This is a genomic window from Enterobacter sp. JJBC, assembly GCF_036936505.1.
In the GTDB taxonomy this organism is placed as follows: domain Bacteria; phylum Pseudomonadota; class Gammaproteobacteria; order Enterobacterales; family Enterobacteriaceae; genus Enterobacter; species Enterobacter hormaechei_C.
In genome coordinates, this window is sequence record NZ_CP136935.1 from 1,995,073 (window position 1) to 2,010,971 (window position 15,899).

The window sequence follows — 15,899 nt, forward strand, 5'->3', positions numbered from 1 at the left end:
CGAATATGCTCACCATCACAAATAAAGCAAAAAACCAAATATCATAATTTATCTGTTAATTTAGACAATTGTTAGCGGGCAGGGCGTTGCTAATACTTGAGCCTTACCGCGTACATCCGTCGGGATGATGCGCGACTGGTTGAAATACGTTTTAACCTGATAAAAAGGCAAATAACAATGACAATCTCCTCTGTATTACGTACCAAAGATAAAATAGGTTATGGCCTCGGCGATATGGCCAGCGCGCTGGTCTGGCAAACGGCAACGTTATTTCTCGCTTATTTCTATACGGACGTATTCGGTTTGCCTGCCGCCATTATGGGCACCATGTTTTTAGTGGTGCGCGTGGTCGATGCGTTTGTCGACCCGTGCATTGGCGCGCTGGTGGACCGCACTCAGACCCGCCACGGTCGTTTTCGTCCCTGGCTGCTCTGGTTTGCCATTCCGTTTGGCGTGAGCTGCCTGATTACCTTCTACGTACCGGATGCCGGGCAGACGGCAAAAATTGTCTATGCCTGCGTAACCTATGCCATCCTGAGTCTGATCTATTCTGCGATTAACGTCCCTTACTGTGCCATGCCCGGCGCGCTGACGCTCGACCCGCGCGAACGCCACTCGCTGCAATCCTGGCGCTTTGGCCTGTCGTTTATCGGCGGGTTGATTGTAACGGTCATCGCGCTGCCGCTGGTCTCATTATTAGGCCAGGGGAATGTGCAAAAAGGCTATTTCTATGCCATGAGCCTGATGGGGCTGCTGGGCATTATTTTATTCTTCTGCTGCTTCTTTATGACCCGGGAGCGTTACTCGCCGCGCAATGACACCTCCGGTTCGATGCTGACGGATTTAAAACTGCTGGCCGCCAATAGCCAGTGGCGAATAGTTTTTCTGTTTAATATTTTACTGTTAACCGCCGTCGTGACGCGTGGCTCTGCGACCATGTATTACGTTAACTATGTTCTGTTACGTCCGGAACTGGTTTTTGCCTTTATTGTTTCCGGCATGGTGGCCTCCTTAAGCGGCGCATTATTATCTGAACGCCTGCTGGGGAAATTTGACCGGGTGCGTGCCTATCAGTGGACCATTATATCTTTCGTTATTTTTGGCGCGCTGATTTTCTTCATTCCGCCTTCGCAGGTGTGGCTGATATTCGGTCTGAATATTGTGTTTAGCTTTATTCAGAACCTGACCACGCCGCTGCAATGGACCATGTTCTCCGATGTGGTGGACTACGAAGAACACCGTAGCGGCCGCCGCCTGGACGGGCTGGTCTTTTCAACCGCCCTGTTTGCCATCAAGTTTGGGCTGGCGCTGGGTGGGGCGGTGGTCGGTTGGGTGCTTGGCATGGTGGATTACGCTCCAGGTCAGGCAAACCAGGCGCCTCACGTTCTTGCAACCATCAATGCCCTGTTCACCCTGATCCCCTGCGTGCTGTTCCTCTGCATGGTGGCGCTCCTTGCCATCTACAAACTTAACAGCCGGCTGGTGGACAGCATCGCCCGCGAGCTGGCCAGCAAACGCGATAGTCGAAACGATGCGGGGCAGCTCAGCCCGGCAACCCAATCCGCACTACAGGAGTAAACCATGACTGCGATCTACAAGGACGCGGGACGTCCCGTACACGAGCGTGTCGCTGATTTACTGGCGCGTATGACGCCGGAAGAGAAATTTGCCCAGATGCACGCGTACTGGCTGATCCTCGATGAACACGGCAACCACCGCGAGCGCAGCGATCTGAGCGATGAATTCGCTGGCGTGAGCGAACAGGCGTCCCTCAACGAAAGGCTGAAGCTCGGCGCCGGGCAGATCACCCGTCCGCTCGGCACGCACATTGTTAATGCAAAAACCGGCGTGCGTGCCGCCAACCGCCTGCAACGCATGATGATGGAGGAGACCCGGCTCGGCATTCCGGCGCTGTTTCATGAGGAGTGTCTGGTGGGGCTGCTGTGCAAAGATGCAACCCTGTTCCCGTCGTCGCTAAACTACGGTTCCACCTGGGACCCGGCGCTGGTGCAGCGCGCGGCGGAGCAGATTGGCAAAGAGGCCCGATCCGTCGGGTGCCAGCAGGGGCTGGCCCCGGTGCTGGATGTCTCGCGCGATGTGCGCTGGGGACGGACGGAAGAGACATTTGGGGAAGATCCTTGGCTGGTAGGGGTGATGGCGACGGCGTACGTGAAGGGGTTGCAGGGCGATAAGCGCGATCTGCTGGCGACCCTGAAACATTACGTCGGCCACTCCTTCAGCGAAGGGGCGCGCAACCATGCGCCGGTCCATCTCGGTTTCAGCGAGCTAAACGATACCTTCCTGCTGCCGTTTGAGATGGCGGTGAAGCTGGCCAACGCCGGTTCGGTGATGCCAGCCTATCACGACATTGATAATCAGCCAGGGCACAGCGACCATTTCCTGCTCACTACCGTGCTGCGTGAACAGTGGGGCTTCGACGGCATTATCGTGGCGGATTACGGCGGCGTCAGCCTGCTGCACCAGCACCACGGAATTTCTCACGATCCAGCGGAATCGGCGGCGCTGGCGTTTAACGCCGGGCTGGACGTGGAATTGCCGAAGGATGACTGCGCGCGTCATCTGGCAGAAGCGGTAGAGCGTGGGCTTATCTCAATGGCGAAAGTGGATGAGATTGTGGCGCGCGTGCTAAGTGAAAAATTCCGTCTCGGGCTGTTTGAAAAACCGTACGCCGCCGAAGACGGCATCGATTTGCAGAGTGAGGCGACCCGGCAGGTGGCGCGCGAGGTGGCAACAAAATCGATCACGCTGCTGGAAAATAACGGCATATTACCTCTCGGCGGAAAACCCCGTGTAGCGGTGGTGGGGCCGACGGCTGACGATCCGCTGGCGCTGCTGAGCGGCTACAGCTTCCCGGTTCACCTGATCATCAGCGATATGGTTGAAGAGACCTCACAGGTAACGACGCCGCGCGCGGCGCTGGAGCAGTATCTTGGCGCATCGCAGGTTCGTTACGCGAAAGGGTGCCACATTATCGAAAAACGGATGGCGGGGGCGCCGGTATTTCCGGGCGACAGCGGCGGTAAACCGATGCAGCAATCGCCGGTTTCACAACGTATGGATCTGATCCCCGACGCCGTGAGCGCGGCAAAAGAGAGTGACGTGGTGGTGGCCTGCGTGGGCGACCTTGCCGGGCTGTTCCAGAGCGGCACCGTGGGGGAAGGATCTGATACCGACTCGCTGGATCTGCCAGGCGTGCAGCAACAGCTGCTGGAGGCGCTGGTGGCAACCGGTAAGCCGGTGATTGTCGTCATGACGGGCGGGCGTCCTTATAACCTTCAGGGGCTGGAAGAGAAGGTGGCCGCGCTGATGATGGCCTGGGCGCCGGGGCAGGAAGGGGGCTGGGCGATTGCAGATGTCTTAACCGGCCGCGCGGAGCCGCAGGGCAGGCTGGTAGTGAGCGTGCCGAAAAACGCCGGGGCGATGCCGTACTACTATAACCACAAGCTGAAAAGCGGCGGCACGCCGTTTGCGTTCCATTTCGGCGCACTTTACCCGTTCGGTTACGGTCTCGGCTGGACGCAGTTTCGCTGGGGCGCGGCCCGCCTGGCTGAAAGCCGCGTCCCGATCGACGGAGAGGTGGCGTTAAGCGTCGATATCACCAACACCGGCGAGCGCAGCGGCAGCGAAGTGGTACAGGTGTACGTACGCGATAAGGTCGCCACGCAGGTGCGTCCGCTTCAGGAGCTGAAAGCGTTCCAGCGCGTTACGCTTTCACCGGGAGAAACCGCCACGCTGACCTTTACCCTGCCGGTGGAGATGTTTAATTTCACCCGCCGGGACGGGAAGCGGATTGTCGAGCCAGGGGAATTCGAGCTACAGGTTGGCGCGTCCTCGGCGGATATTCGCGAGGTGGTGAACGTGCTGGTGACCGGGGAAACGCGGGTGCTGGCGGGGGATTGGCGGATGCTTAGTCGCTGTGACATTACACTGGCGTAAAAAGGATAAAAAAAAGCCCATCGTGGGAGATGGGCAAAGACTACACACAGCAATTCGTTGTTTCACTCAGGGGATTTCCATGCTTATAAATCAAGGTGTTGATTTATAACCGTGTCTTAATAGTAGGCATGCCAGGATTTTGAGTCGATCGGATTCGTCTCAATAGTTAAAGGCAGGTAAAGATTTCTTGAAGAGAATGACGGTTTTAGGCAGGAAAAGGCGGGTCTGACCAGTGTGCAGAGAATAAATAGTTTAGCAACGTTTAAGTATTGCTGTGGAGAGTGTAGGCCGGGTAAGCGTTAGCGCCACCCGGCATCCGTTCTTACTGCGCGTTCTTATCTTCCAGCTCTTCAAGTTCGCTTAAGATGACGTCTGGATCGGTTCCCGGCGGCGGTACTTCATGCACCCAGGCGGAGAAGAGACGCCAGGTCACCGCTAGCAGAACCGGACCGATGAACAGGCCAATCATGCCGAAGGCAATTAACCCCCCGATTACCCCGGACAGGATCAGAATCAGCGGCAGGTCAGCGCCCATGCGGATGAGGAGGGGACGGATCACGTTATCCATGGTGCCCACCACGCAACTCCAGACCAGCAGCACCGTGCCCCAGGTCGTATCCCCCGTCCAGTAAAGCCAGATAATGCAGGGAACCAGCACCAGCAGCGGACCGAGCTGCGCCAGACAGGTCATCAGCATGACGACGGTGAAAATGGTGGCATAAGGTACGCCGGAAATCGCCAGCCCGATTCCGCCAAGTACAGCCTGCACCAGCGCTGTGACCACCACACCGAGCGCCACCGCGCGGACGGCCTGGGCTGCCAGCAGCACGGCCGCATCGCCGCGTTTACCTGCCAGTCGGGTGGCGAAATGACGTACCCCCAGCGCAACCTGCTCGCCGCGCCAGTACAGCAGGGCGCTGAAGACCAGCATCAACGTACAATGCATCATGAAGCGACCAATGTGCGCAGCCTGCCCCACAAACCAGGTGGTGGTTGTGCCGATGTACGGACGCACTTTGGCCATCAGGGCGCTACCGCCCATCTCCAGCAGGCTGTGCCAGCCGCTGTACAGTTTTGCGCCCACAACAGGAATACTGTTCAGCCACGCGAGATCCGGCAGCGTCATATCACCGCTGGTGACCGCGCGAATAACCGGGCCGCTACTGTCAACCAGGCTGTTAACCAGTAGTGCAATGGGAATAATAAACAGCAGGAACAACAGCAACGTCATCACCAGCACGGCCAGGCCGCGGCGACCAAACAGCAGTTTCTGCAAACGCAAGAGTAAAGGCCAGGTGGCGACGACGACGGTCGCGGCCCAGGCAAATCCGAGCACGAAAGGACGAACGATCCACAGACACGCAATAATCATAATGGCTAAGAACAGCACCGACAGCAGTATCTGCGCGACATCCCTGGGCTGACGAAGATTGACCATAAACGAAACTTTCCTTAAATGAACACCAGCAAGGCTGATGGGAATATAAACCGCATCTCTCTAATCATTAGTGATTTCAGCGATTTTTGACAGGCGGATTTTGCCCGTAATTCTACGAAGCACATAAGAAAAAAATGTGATAAAACTTTCCAGACACAACGCAAACGATTTCACACTATTCTCATTAGGGTCGACAGCAATGATCCCACAGATTTCTCAGGCACCGGGCGTCGTTCAGCTGGTGCTTAATTTTTTGCAGGCACTGGAGCAACAGGGTTTTACAGGTGACACCGCTACCGATTATGCCGACAGGCTGACGATGGCGACCGATAACAGTATTTACCAGCTTCTTCCCGATGCCGTCGTTTTCCCGCGCTCTACCGCCGATGTGGCGCTCATCGCCCGTCTGGCATCGCAGGAGCGTTTCAGCTCCCTGGTCTTCACCCCGCGTGGCGGCGGGACGGGTACCAATGGGCAGGCGCTGAACCAGGGCATCATCATTGATATGTCCCGCTATATGAACCGCATCATTGAGATCAACCCGGAAGAGGGGTGGGTGCGTGTGGAAGCGGGGGTGATCAAAGATCAGTTGAATCAGTTTTTGAAACCTTACGGCTATTTTTTTGCGCCGGAGCTTTCCACCAGTAACCGCGCGACCATTGGCGGGATGATCAACACCGATGCCTCGGGGCAGGGCTCACTGGTGTACGGCAAAACCTCCGACCACGTTATGGGTGTGCGGGCGGTGCTGCTGGGGGGCGATATCCTCGATACCCAACCGATGCCGATCGAGCTGGCCGAAACGCTGGCAAAAGAGAGCACCACCAGCGGACGGATTTATCGCACCGTGCTGGAGCGCTGCCGCGAAAATCGCGAGCTGATCCTTGACAAATTCCCGAAGCTAAACCGCTTCCTGACGGGCTACGATCTGCGACATGTCTTCAATGACGATATGAGCCAGTTTGATCTTACCCGCGTACTGACCGGGTCAGAAGGGACGCTGGCCTTCATCACCGAAGCGCGTCTGGATATCACCCGGTTGCCAAAGGTGCGCCGTCTGGTGAACGTCAAATACAACTCCTTTGACTCCGCGCTGCGTAATGCACCGTTTATGGTGGAGGCGCGGGCGCTGTCGGTGGAAACCGTCGATTCAAAAGTCCTGAACCTGGCCCGGGAGGATATTGTCTGGCATTCGGTGAGCGAACTGATTACCGACGTGCCGGATAAAGAGATGCTCGGCCTGAACATCGTCGAGTTCGCCGGGGATGACGCAGAGCTGATTGAGAGCCAGGTAAGCACGCTCTGCCAGCGTCTGGACGAGCTGATTGCGCAGGGGGAAGGCGGCGTCATTGGCTGGCAGCTGTGTAACGATCTCTCCGGCATCGAGCGAATCTACGCGATGCGTAAAAAGGCGGTGGGGCTGCTCGGCAACGCGAAAGGGGCGGCGAAGCCGATTCCGTTTGCGGAAGATACCTGCGTGCCGCCGGAACATCTGGCGGATTATATCGTGGAGTTTCGCGCGCTGCTCGACAGCCATGGTCTGAGCTATGGCATGTTCGGGCACGTTGACGCGGGCGTGCTGCACGTGCGCCCGGCGCTGGACATGTGCGATCCGCAGCAGGAGATCCTGATGAAGGCGATCTCCGACGAGGTCGTGGCCCTCACGGCCAAATACGGCGGTTTGCTGTGGGGCGAGCACGGCAAGGGGTTCCGCGCCGAGTACAGCCCGGCCTTTTTTGGCGAACAGCTCTACGCCGAGCTGCGTAAGGTGAAGGCCGCGTTCGATCCTGATAACCGCCTCAATCCGGGAAAAATCTGCCCGCCGGAGGGCGTTGATGCGCCGATGTTGCAGGTGGATGCCGTTAAGCGCGGCACCTATGACCGCCAAATTCCGATTGCGGTACGCGCTTCCTGGCGCGGCGCGATGGAGTGTAACGGCAACGGGCTGTGCTTTAACTTCGATGTGAAAAGCCCGATGTGTCCGTCGATGAAAATCACCAGCAACCGCATCCACTCCCCAAAAGGGCGTGCCACGCTGGTGCGCGAATGGCTGCGCCTGCTGGCCGACCGCGGCGTTGACCCGCTCAAGCTGGAACAGGAGCTGCCGGAAAAACGCGCGAGCCTGCGCGGGCTTATCGAACGCACCCGCAACAGCTGGCATGCGAACAAAGGCGAATACGATTTCTCGCATGAGGTGAAAGAGGCGATGTCCGGCTGCCTGGCGTGTAAGGCGTGTTCAACCCAGTGCCCAATTAAAATTGACGTACCGGAATTCCGTTCCCGCTTCCTCCAGCTGTACCACACGCGTTATCTGCGCCCGATGCGCGATCATCTGGTAGCAACGGTGGAGAGTTACGCGCCGCTGATGGCCCGTGCGCCAAAAACCTTTAACTTCTTTATCAACCAGCCACTGGTGCGAAAACTGTCTGAAAAACATATCGGCATGGTGGATCTGCCGCTGCTGTCGGTGCCATCGCTCCAGCGTCGGCTGGTGGGGCACCGCTCGGCGAATATGACCCTGGAACAACTGGAAGCATTAAGCCCTGAGCAGAAAGCGAAGGTGGTGCTGGTGGTGCAGGATCCGTTTACCAGCTATTACGATGCGCAGGTGGTGACCGATTTTGTCCGACTGGCCGAGAAAATCGGCTACCAGCCGGTGGTGCTGCCGTTCTCGCCGAACGGCAAGGCGCAGCACATTAAAGGCTTCCTCATCCGCTTTGCGAAAACCGCGCAGAAAACTTCAGATTTTCTGAATCGCGTGGCGCAGCTCGGCATGCCGATGGTGGGCGTCGATCCGGCGCTGGTGCTCTGTTACCGGGACGAATATAAGCAGACTCTCGGCGATAAGCGCGGTGATTTTCAAGTCTTACTGGTACACGAGTGGCTGCCTGCGGTGCTGACGCAAACGCCCCCTCAGGAGGTCAGCGGAGAATCCTGGTACCTGTTTGGGCACTGCACCGAAGTGACGGCGCTGCCGACGGCGCCTGCCCAGTGGGCTTCTATCTTCGCCCGGTTTGGCGCGAAGCTGGAAAGCGTCAACGTGGGCTGCTGCGGTATGGCCGGAACCTACGGCCATGAAGTCAAAAACCACGCTAATTCGCTCGGCATTTACGAGCTGTCATGGCATCAGGCGATGCAGCGCCTGCCACGCAACCGCTGTCTGGCGACGGGCTACTCCTGCCGCAGCCAGGTGAAACGGGTGGAAGGTAACGGCGTCCGCCATCCATTGCAGGCTTTACTGGAGATTATCGGATGATCTGGAAACGTGCGGTCACGCTGGAGGCCTTAAATGCCATGGACGCGGAGAACATGGTCGGTTTGCTGGACATCCAGTTCACGCGCATTGGCGACAACGAACTGGAAGCGACGATGCCGGTAGACTGCCGTACTCATCAACCGTTTGGCCTGTTACACGGCGGCGCGTCCGTCGTGCTGGCCGAAACGCTGGGATCGGTGGCGGGCTACCTGTGTACGGAAGGAGAGCAGAAGGTGGTGGGTCTGGAGGTCAATGCCAACCACATCCGCTCCGTTCGCAGCGGGCGCGTGCGCGGCGTCTGCCGGGCGCTGCATGCTGGAAGCCGCCATCAGGTGTGGCAGATTGATATCCTGGACGAGCAGGATCGCCTGTGTTGTTCATCAAGGCTGACGACGGCCGTTGTGTAAAGTTTCCGGATGTCTTGCTTTTGGTCAAAAATTAGCCGCCTGATTGTGATATACTGGTCACGTTTTGAACATAAGCGAGGAGATCATGGATACTGAAATAACCCCAACACAGCTGGCAATTGAATATTTACGTCGCGATAAAAGCAATCTGTCTCCAGCGCAGTACCTGAAAAAGCTGAAACAGCTTGAGCTGGAATTTACGGATTTGCTGGCGCTCTCTTCAAACGAACTGAAAGAAGAGATCTACTTTGCCTGGCGGTTGGGCGTTCACGTCCATTAAGCAGTGAAGAAAAGGCCGCAAGCGCGGCCTTTTTTGTGTCTGACAGTCAGTATCTGGCAGGCAGTTTATTAATTTTAATCAGCCGGCCTTCTTCCATTTCGATGAACCCGCCCGTTTTCAGGTCAGCCAGGATCCGCATTACGCCGCTGCGGGAAAGCTGGGTTTTATCCCTGATATACCTTTCCGCCGTCACGCTACGTCGGTAGCTGTCATCTTCCTGCATCAGCAGCACGAGCTGCTGGCGAATCATCTCGTACGCGGTTGGCGCGCCTTTCGGCATGACGTTGTGATAAAGCCGGTTATAGACAAACATTAGATGATTAGAAAGCAGCCCCCACAGCGCCTTCTCTTTGATAATTTCAGCCACCCGATCGGTCGTGAGCACACCAATCAGGCAAGGCGTTACCGTTCGAAGGTAGTCGGTAAAATAGATGTCCGTCAGGTTAGCGAGGCCAAACAGGGCGGGACTGCGCGCCGTCGAAAGCATCATGTCGTCGCTTCTTCTGTATATGGCGACCGTGCCGTCAAGAATTAAATAACACATGCTCTGCCCGTTTACTTGGAGATCAAGTTGCTCGCCGGGATCGGTTTTATGCGTGGTGCAGTGCGGCTGTAAATGAGAAATCAGTTCCTGAGCATAGGGAGATCCGCGATGCGATGGTTTGTCAGAAGACATAGCGTTAACCTGGAAAGAGACTGTACTCTCTATAGTGTCGCTCTTCTTTTCCACCTTCTCCAGAGATAAATACAGCCTCAGTATTTACGGGGTAAGTGATGGATCTCTACTAGAACGCCACGCTCCATGGTGATGTATTTCCCCGTCCGCAACTCCGCGAGGATCCGCATAATGCCACTGCGTGAAAGATAGGTGCGGCTTTTGATATAGGCTGCGGCGGTAATGTTTTGTCTAATGGCTTCAGGCTCCTGCATCAACTCAACCAGCTGAAAGCGGATAATGTCATAAGCCGACATTTGCGATATCTGGGCGCAATGTTCGTAAACGCGCGATGCGGTATAGATCAGCAGGTTTGAGAAGTGCTCCCATAAATTCTGTTGTGCGACAACATGATTGAAACGCGCCAGCGAAACGCTGGCCACCTCTGAGGTTTCCAGCGCTCTGACGTACAGGTGCTCAGACGATAACTGGCTGCTCACGCCGAGTATAAATGGCGCAGATTCAGAATTTAAGACGATACCGTCCCCGCGACGGTGCAACGCCACGCTGCCATGCAACAGTAAAAAGCATTGACGGGTATCGCCGGAGCAATAATGGATAATTTCTCCTCTGGCAATAATGCCTCTCTCCGCATGCGGCAAAACATTATCGATTATTTTTTCAATGTGCTTAAAAGGCTTAGCGCCGAGCACTGTTGATTTATCAATTTCTGACTCAGGCGCGAATCGGGTATTCATTTGAGACCTCACTGACTGATGCGATCATTTTTTGATCGGCATAAAGAATTATCTTAAAAAACAGCAGGTCAGGGAATGTTAGCAGCGAGTCTAATTATAGACTTATCTTTTTTTAAGTGTTAATTAATTGAAATTGCAACTTTTTTTGTTCAGGTCTAAAAGTAGACTGTGGACATTATTCTTAAGCTATTCCCGAGTGAATATGTTTTTTATTTGTTAAAAGAGGGTCTACAGCTAGACCTCAAAATTGATTGTATGCGGAAAAGGAGTTGTATAAATTTTGACTCGTCGGAAGGGGTTTAATTTCTGCAACTGAATGTCGGTAATAAATAGAGTAATACGGGATATAAAATTATGAATAAAAAATTGATGATGGCAATGTTAGCGGCAGGTTCTGTACTCACTATGACCAATGCATTGGCAGCGGCCGGTACCGTTAATTTTAACGGAAATATTCTGGATTCTGCCTGCGACGTTGATGTGGCATCCCAGAATCAGGTGGTGGTATTGGGCGATTATTATAAAACGGAATTCCCGACAACCGGGGCGAGAACGGCTGCGACGCAGTTTAATATTATTTTGAAAAACTGTCCGGTAACCGTCACCAATGCAAAAGTCCGTTTTGATGGCACGCCGGATTTAACCAACGCCAGCCTGCTGGCGATTGATACGTCCGTGGCGGGAGCGGCTACCGGGGTGGCGATTAACCTGATGACGGCAGATAAAGCCGATCTGCCGCTGCACGGCAGCAACAGCTATACCTACGCACTCAGCAGTACGGCTGATAATACGTTGAGCTTCTACGCGCAGTATATTTCCACCGCGGCATCCGTTACCGCGGGCCCGGCTAACTCGGTCGCGAACTTCTCTGTGGTGTACAACTAAGTCAATGGCAGTAATTAGCAGGGGGCCGCCTGGCCCCTTGTTTTATGAGGTAAAAAAATGCGTTTTATCACCACAACGGGCCTGGTTATGGCGCTGTTACCGCTGACGTTAACATCCGCCAGTGCAGGAGTAATTATTGGCGGCACCCGTGTTATTTTTGATGGGGCTAAAAAAGAAGCGTCAATAAATATTACGAATCCTGATAACGGTCCTTATTTAATTCAGTCGTGGATAGATGTTCAGGATGAACAATCGGGTAAAGCGCCTTTTATTATTACTCCTCCGCTGTATCGGCTGGACGGCGGACAAAAAAACCTCGAGCGTATTGTCATGACAGGCTCTCTGCCTCAAGGGCAGGAGAGTTTATTCTGGCTGAACATCAAAGCTATTCCGTCAGCCTCTAAGCAGATGAACTCGCTGCAAATTGCCGTCAAAACGCGCATCAAATTAATTTATCGACCAGAGGCTCTTCGTGCGTCTACCCCCGAGGAGCAGGCCAATAAATTAACCTGGCGTCGTGCGGGAAATACCCTTCTGGTTAATAATCCAACGCCGTACGTTATCAATTTCAATGAAATTACGTTGGGTAATAAGAAACTTGACGATGTCACGTATGTGATGCCTTCGGGCACAGCCCGTTTCCCGTTACCGAATGGAACCAGTGGCAATACGCTGACGTTTAAAGTCATTAACGATTATGGCAGCCCTGGTGAATTACACCGGGCCAGTTTGTGATCCTTACGCGTTAATCAGGTGCTCGTCATGACAACGGCATTGAATACAATGCAGCCTGCGCGCCTGGCAATATTTATTGCCCTCGCGCTTGCTGGTGTCTCTCCCACACTGTATGCCAGTGAGACGTTTAATACGGAACTGGTAGAGCTGGATAATCCCGGAATGGGGAAAGCGGATTTATCTGCCTTTGAATCCGGCTCGCAGGCGCCCGGGACATACCATGTTGATATTATTCTTGACGATCGGCTGCTGGAAACGCGGGATATTCGTTTCATGGCAGTGAAGGATGCTAACGGCAGTGAAACGTTGCAGCCGTGCCTGAGTATCGGGCAGTTAAAAGCGTGGGGCGTGAAAACGGCGCTTTTCCCGCAGCTCGACGCCGCGGAAGGAGAATGCGCCGATCTCAGGGCGATTCCACAGGCCAGCGCGGATTTCCAGTTTGGCGCCCAGCGCCTGGCGATCAGCATCCCACAGGCGGCCATAGACCTGCCAGCGAGAGGTTACGTTCCGCCGGATATGTGGGATGAAGGCATTACCGCGGCCATGCTCAACTACAGCCTGAGCGGGGCAAACAGCCGGGCAAGAAGCGGGGCAGGCACCCGCAGCGACAGCCAGTATGCAAACCTGCGGCCGGGGATCAACGTCGGTCCCTGGCGGTTACGCAACTACACCACCTGGTCCCGCGATGCGTCCGGCCAGGATAAGTGGGACAACGTCTACACCTTGATGCAGCGCGCGATTATTCCCCTGCAAGCCCAGCTTACGCTCGGAGACAGTTCCGCGCCTGCCGATGTCTTTGACAGCATGCCGTTTCGCGGCGTCCAGCTGGCGTCCGACGACGATATGCTGCCGGATTCCCTGAAAGGCTATGCGCCGGTGGTGCGCGGTATTGCGCGAACTAACGCGCAGGTCGTGGTGCGTCAGAATGGCTATCAAATCTACCAAAGCTACGTGGCGCCGGGCGCGTTTGAGATCGCGGACATGTATCCCACCGGCGGCGCGGGCGATCTTGATGTCACGATCGTCGAAGCTGATGGTAGTGAGCAACATTTCACCCTGCCGTACGCTTCGCTGCCGGTCCTGCAACGGGAGGGACGCCTGAAATATGCCCTTACCGCCGGGCAGTATCGCTCGTATAACCGTAGCGTGGAGAAAACCTCCTTCGGGCAACTGACCGGAATTTACGGCCTCCCGCACGGCATCACGCTTTATGGCGGCGTTCAGGGGGCAGATAAGTACCAGTCAGCGGCTCTGGGGGTGGGCAAGAACATGGGCGATCTCGGGGCAGTATCCGCAGACGTCACTCAGGGCTGGTCAACGCCGGAACATACCGCGAAAACAAGCGGTCAGTCGTGGCGGGCCCGTTACAGCAAGAATTTTATCACTACCGGGACGAACTTTTCGATTGCCGGGTATCGCTACTCGACCCGCGGCTATTACGGGATGCAGGACGTCCTCGATTCGTACGGCGACAGCAGCGCGCTTCAGGACAGGCGGCGTAACCGTGCCGAGCTGACGATGAGCCAGACGCTGGGGGACAATCTGGGCGCGCTTACCCTCAGTGCGGCGCGGGAAGATTACTGGAATGACGGTAAGTCGATGGCTTCGTGGAGCGTCGGCTATAGCAACTACTGGCACAACATCAGCTATGGCCTGACATGGACCTACAGCAAAAATGTCCGCTCAGCGTCAGAAAACCGCAAAAGCCAAAAAAACGCTGACCACGACCAGCTTCTGGCGTTCAACGTCAGCATTCCGCTGGATAAATTTTTGCCGCAGACATGGGCTAACTATGGCATGAACGCCAGCAGCAATAACGGGACGACGCATAACGTCGGCCTGAACGGGGTGGCACTCGAGAACCGTGCCCTGAGCTGGAACGTCCAGCAGGGATATGGCACAGAGGGCGTGGGGAATACCGGCAACGTGAACGCGGACTATAAAGGCACCTATGGCGAAGTCACGGCAGGTTATGGTTATGACAAAAACAGTGAACGCCTGAATTACGGGCTGCAAGGCGGCATTCTCGCCCATGCTGATGGCATCACGCTTTCCCAGCCGCTGGGGGAGACCAGCGTCCTAATCAAAGCCCCTGGCGCCCACGACGTGGATATCCGCAATCAGCCCGGTGTACGGACAGATTTTCGCGGATATACGGTCGTGAGCAACCTTTCTGTCTACCGGAAAAACGATCTCACCCTCGACCCGGAAAATATGCCGGACGATGTCGAGCTGGAGATCAACACCCGCACGGTGACGCCGACGCGGGGAGCGGTGGTGAGAGCCGATTATCTGCCGAAGTCAGGACGCCGGGTGCTGATGACCCTGACCGACAACGATCGCGCCGTTCCGTTTGGGGCGGTGGTCACCCTTGTGGGTGATGACAGCGGCAGTTTTATTGTCGGCGATCGCGGTCAGGTCTATTTAACCGGGATGCGCGAGCAGGGAACGTTAGTCGCCACATGGGGAAGTCAATCCAGCCAGCAATGCCGCGCTGATTTCACGCTGCCGAATCACTCAACGTACGGTGGGATCGCTGATATACGCGCCACCTGCCGTCAGGAACGCTAACATGAAATGTCTTAAGACGATGCTGCTGCTCTGTTTGCTCGCGGCGGCAAATATGGCTCGGGCCGGTACCTGCACCACCATCACCCCGCAGCTTTCCACCCTGTCCGTGGGGACGATCAACGTGCAGCGCGATGCGCCTGTCGGCACGGTAGTATTTTCCGGCGCGGCGTCAGCCACAGGCTCCTATCTTACCGGGTGTACGAATCCGCTGATGCTGGGATTCAGCATGCGCTACAACGGCGCCACGTTGAGCAGCTACGGCAACCATGTCTACAACACGAACGTCAGCGGGATAGGAATACGCTTTTCTTCCAACGGTTATTTTGAAAACCCGAGCAATACGTTCTCGTACAATGCGCAGACCTCCTATGTGGACTGGTACGGCGGGAGGATTGAGCTGGTGGTGACGGGTCCGGTCTCATCGGGGGCATTAACGCCGGGTGTGATTGGCGTCGTGACGCTTCAGGGAAGCGACGGCCTCTACCGTGACGGTCTGACCACGCAGCTCACCTCCGGCACCATCAATGCTCTGGCGTGCACGGTGAATACGGCCCAGCTGACGTTTCCGATAGGGGATATTCCCGCTTCGGCGTTCGGCACCGTGGTGGGCACCACGCCAGCGGGAGCACAGAACACGCAAAACCTGGGCCTGACCTGCGCCGCCGGAACCAATATTACGGTCTCGCTCAGTGGAATACAGAATCCGGACAGCGCCAATACCAGCGTGATGGCCTTAACCGGGCAGGGAAATGCCGGCACTGCGAAAGGGGTGGGGGTGCAGCTTATCTATAACGGTGCACCGCTGGTGATGAACAGCCGACTGTTTTTGCGACAGTCTGCCGGGGGGCAAGAGACGTTGCCATTAACGGCCCGATATTACCAGACGTTAACCCGCGTGGAGTCAGGTTCAGCGAATGCCTCCGCTACCCTTAATTTGACCTATCAGTAGCAGGTAAG

12 protein-coding genes and 1 other RNA gene are annotated in these 15,899 nt (G+C 55.8%); 9 read left to right on the top strand and 4 right to left on the bottom strand.

Features of this window, described 5'->3' with window-relative positions; all coding sequences use genetic code 11:
- Positions 1-177 precede the first annotated feature (177 nt).
- Both RY075_RS09625 and RY075_RS09630 read left to right on the top strand, forming a co-directional pair.
- Entirely contained in the window at positions 178-1,578 is a 1,401-nt protein-coding gene (locus RY075_RS09625) for an MFS transporter (protein ID WP_232967763.1), read from the top strand.
- Positions 1,579-1,581: 3 nt separating this feature from the next.
- Positions 1,582-3,957 carry a glycoside hydrolase family 3 N-terminal domain-containing protein gene (locus tag RY075_RS09630; RefSeq protein WP_338628497.1) on the top strand — a complete coding sequence of 792 codons (2,376 nt, stop codon included), beginning with the start codon at positions 1,582-1,584 and terminating at the stop codon, positions 3,955-3,957.
- Between the two features lie 5 nt (positions 3,958-3,962).
- Here the strand turns inward: RY075_RS09630 and rprA are convergent.
- Both rprA and ydiK read right to left on the bottom strand, forming a co-directional pair.
- Positions 3,963-4,070: antisense sRNA RprA (gene rprA, locus RY075_RS09635), an RNA gene on the bottom strand.
- Between the two features lie 209 nt (positions 4,071-4,279).
- The gene (gene ydiK / locus RY075_RS09640) at positions 4,280-5,395 is read right to left on the bottom strand and encodes an AI-2E family transporter YdiK (RefSeq protein WP_015570721.1); all 1,116 of its coding nucleotides are present in this window, start codon (positions 5,393-5,395) and stop codon (positions 4,280-4,282) included.
- A 199-nt stretch (positions 5,396-5,594) separates the two neighbouring features.
- On the opposite strand from ydiK, the gene RY075_RS09645 reads away from it, so the two are divergent.
- From RY075_RS09645 to RY075_RS09655, 3 genes are all read left to right on the top strand, one after another.
- Positions 5,595-8,651, top strand: coding sequence for an FAD-binding and (Fe-S)-binding domain-containing protein (locus tag RY075_RS09645; protein WP_232967762.1), 3,057 nt, complete (start codon positions 5,595-5,597; stop codon positions 8,649-8,651).
- Positions 8,648-9,058 carry a 1,4-dihydroxy-2-naphthoyl-CoA hydrolase gene (gene menI, locus RY075_RS09650; RefSeq protein WP_338628499.1) on the top strand — a complete coding sequence of 137 codons (411 nt, stop codon included), beginning with the start codon at positions 8,648-8,650 and terminating at the stop codon, positions 9,056-9,058. Before RY075_RS09645 ends, menI begins: the two co-directional genes overlap by 4 nt.
- Before the next feature lie 85 nt (positions 9,059-9,143).
- On the top strand, positions 9,144-9,338 hold the full coding sequence (locus tag RY075_RS09655) for a YdiH family protein (protein WP_003857766.1): 195 nt from the start codon (positions 9,144-9,146) through the stop codon (positions 9,336-9,338).
- Between the two features lie 46 nt (positions 9,339-9,384).
- On the opposite strand, the gene RY075_RS09660 is transcribed toward RY075_RS09655, so the two are convergent.
- Together RY075_RS09660 and RY075_RS09665 are read right to left on the bottom strand one after the other, a co-directional pair.
- The gene (locus RY075_RS09660; protein WP_045336603.1) at positions 9,385-10,014 is read right to left on the bottom strand and encodes a helix-turn-helix domain-containing protein; all 630 of its coding nucleotides are present in this window, start codon (positions 10,012-10,014) and stop codon (positions 9,385-9,387) included.
- Between the two features lie 77 nt (positions 10,015-10,091).
- Entirely contained in the window at positions 10,092-10,751 is a 660-nt protein-coding gene (locus RY075_RS09665) for a winged helix-turn-helix transcriptional regulator (protein ID WP_003857763.1), read from the bottom strand.
- Positions 10,752-11,105: 354 nt separating this feature from the next.
- Here RY075_RS09665 and RY075_RS09670 point away from each other — a divergent pair, with 354 nt between their 5' ends.
- From RY075_RS09670 to RY075_RS09685, 4 genes are read left to right on the top strand one after another with little or no spacing between them, the layout of a single operon-like run.
- Complete coding sequence (locus RY075_RS09670) at positions 11,106-11,636, top strand: fimbrial protein (protein ID WP_022650915.1); 531 nt, start codon at positions 11,106-11,108, stop codon at positions 11,634-11,636.
- Between the two features lie 57 nt (positions 11,637-11,693).
- Positions 11,694-12,371 carry a fimbria/pilus periplasmic chaperone gene (locus RY075_RS09675; protein ID WP_023315939.1) on the top strand — a complete coding sequence of 226 codons (678 nt, stop codon included), beginning with the start codon at positions 11,694-11,696 and terminating at the stop codon, positions 12,369-12,371.
- A gap of 27 nt (positions 12,372-12,398) precedes the next feature.
- Complete coding sequence (locus RY075_RS09680) at positions 12,399-14,942, top strand: fimbria/pilus outer membrane usher protein (protein ID WP_252061723.1); 2,544 nt, start codon at positions 12,399-12,401, stop codon at positions 14,940-14,942.
- A 1-nt stretch (position 14,943) separates the two neighbouring features.
- On the top strand, positions 14,944-15,891 hold the full coding sequence (locus RY075_RS09685) for a fimbrial protein (protein WP_109948829.1): 948 nt from the start codon (positions 14,944-14,946) through the stop codon (positions 15,889-15,891).
- Positions 15,892-15,899 lie beyond the last annotated feature (8 nt).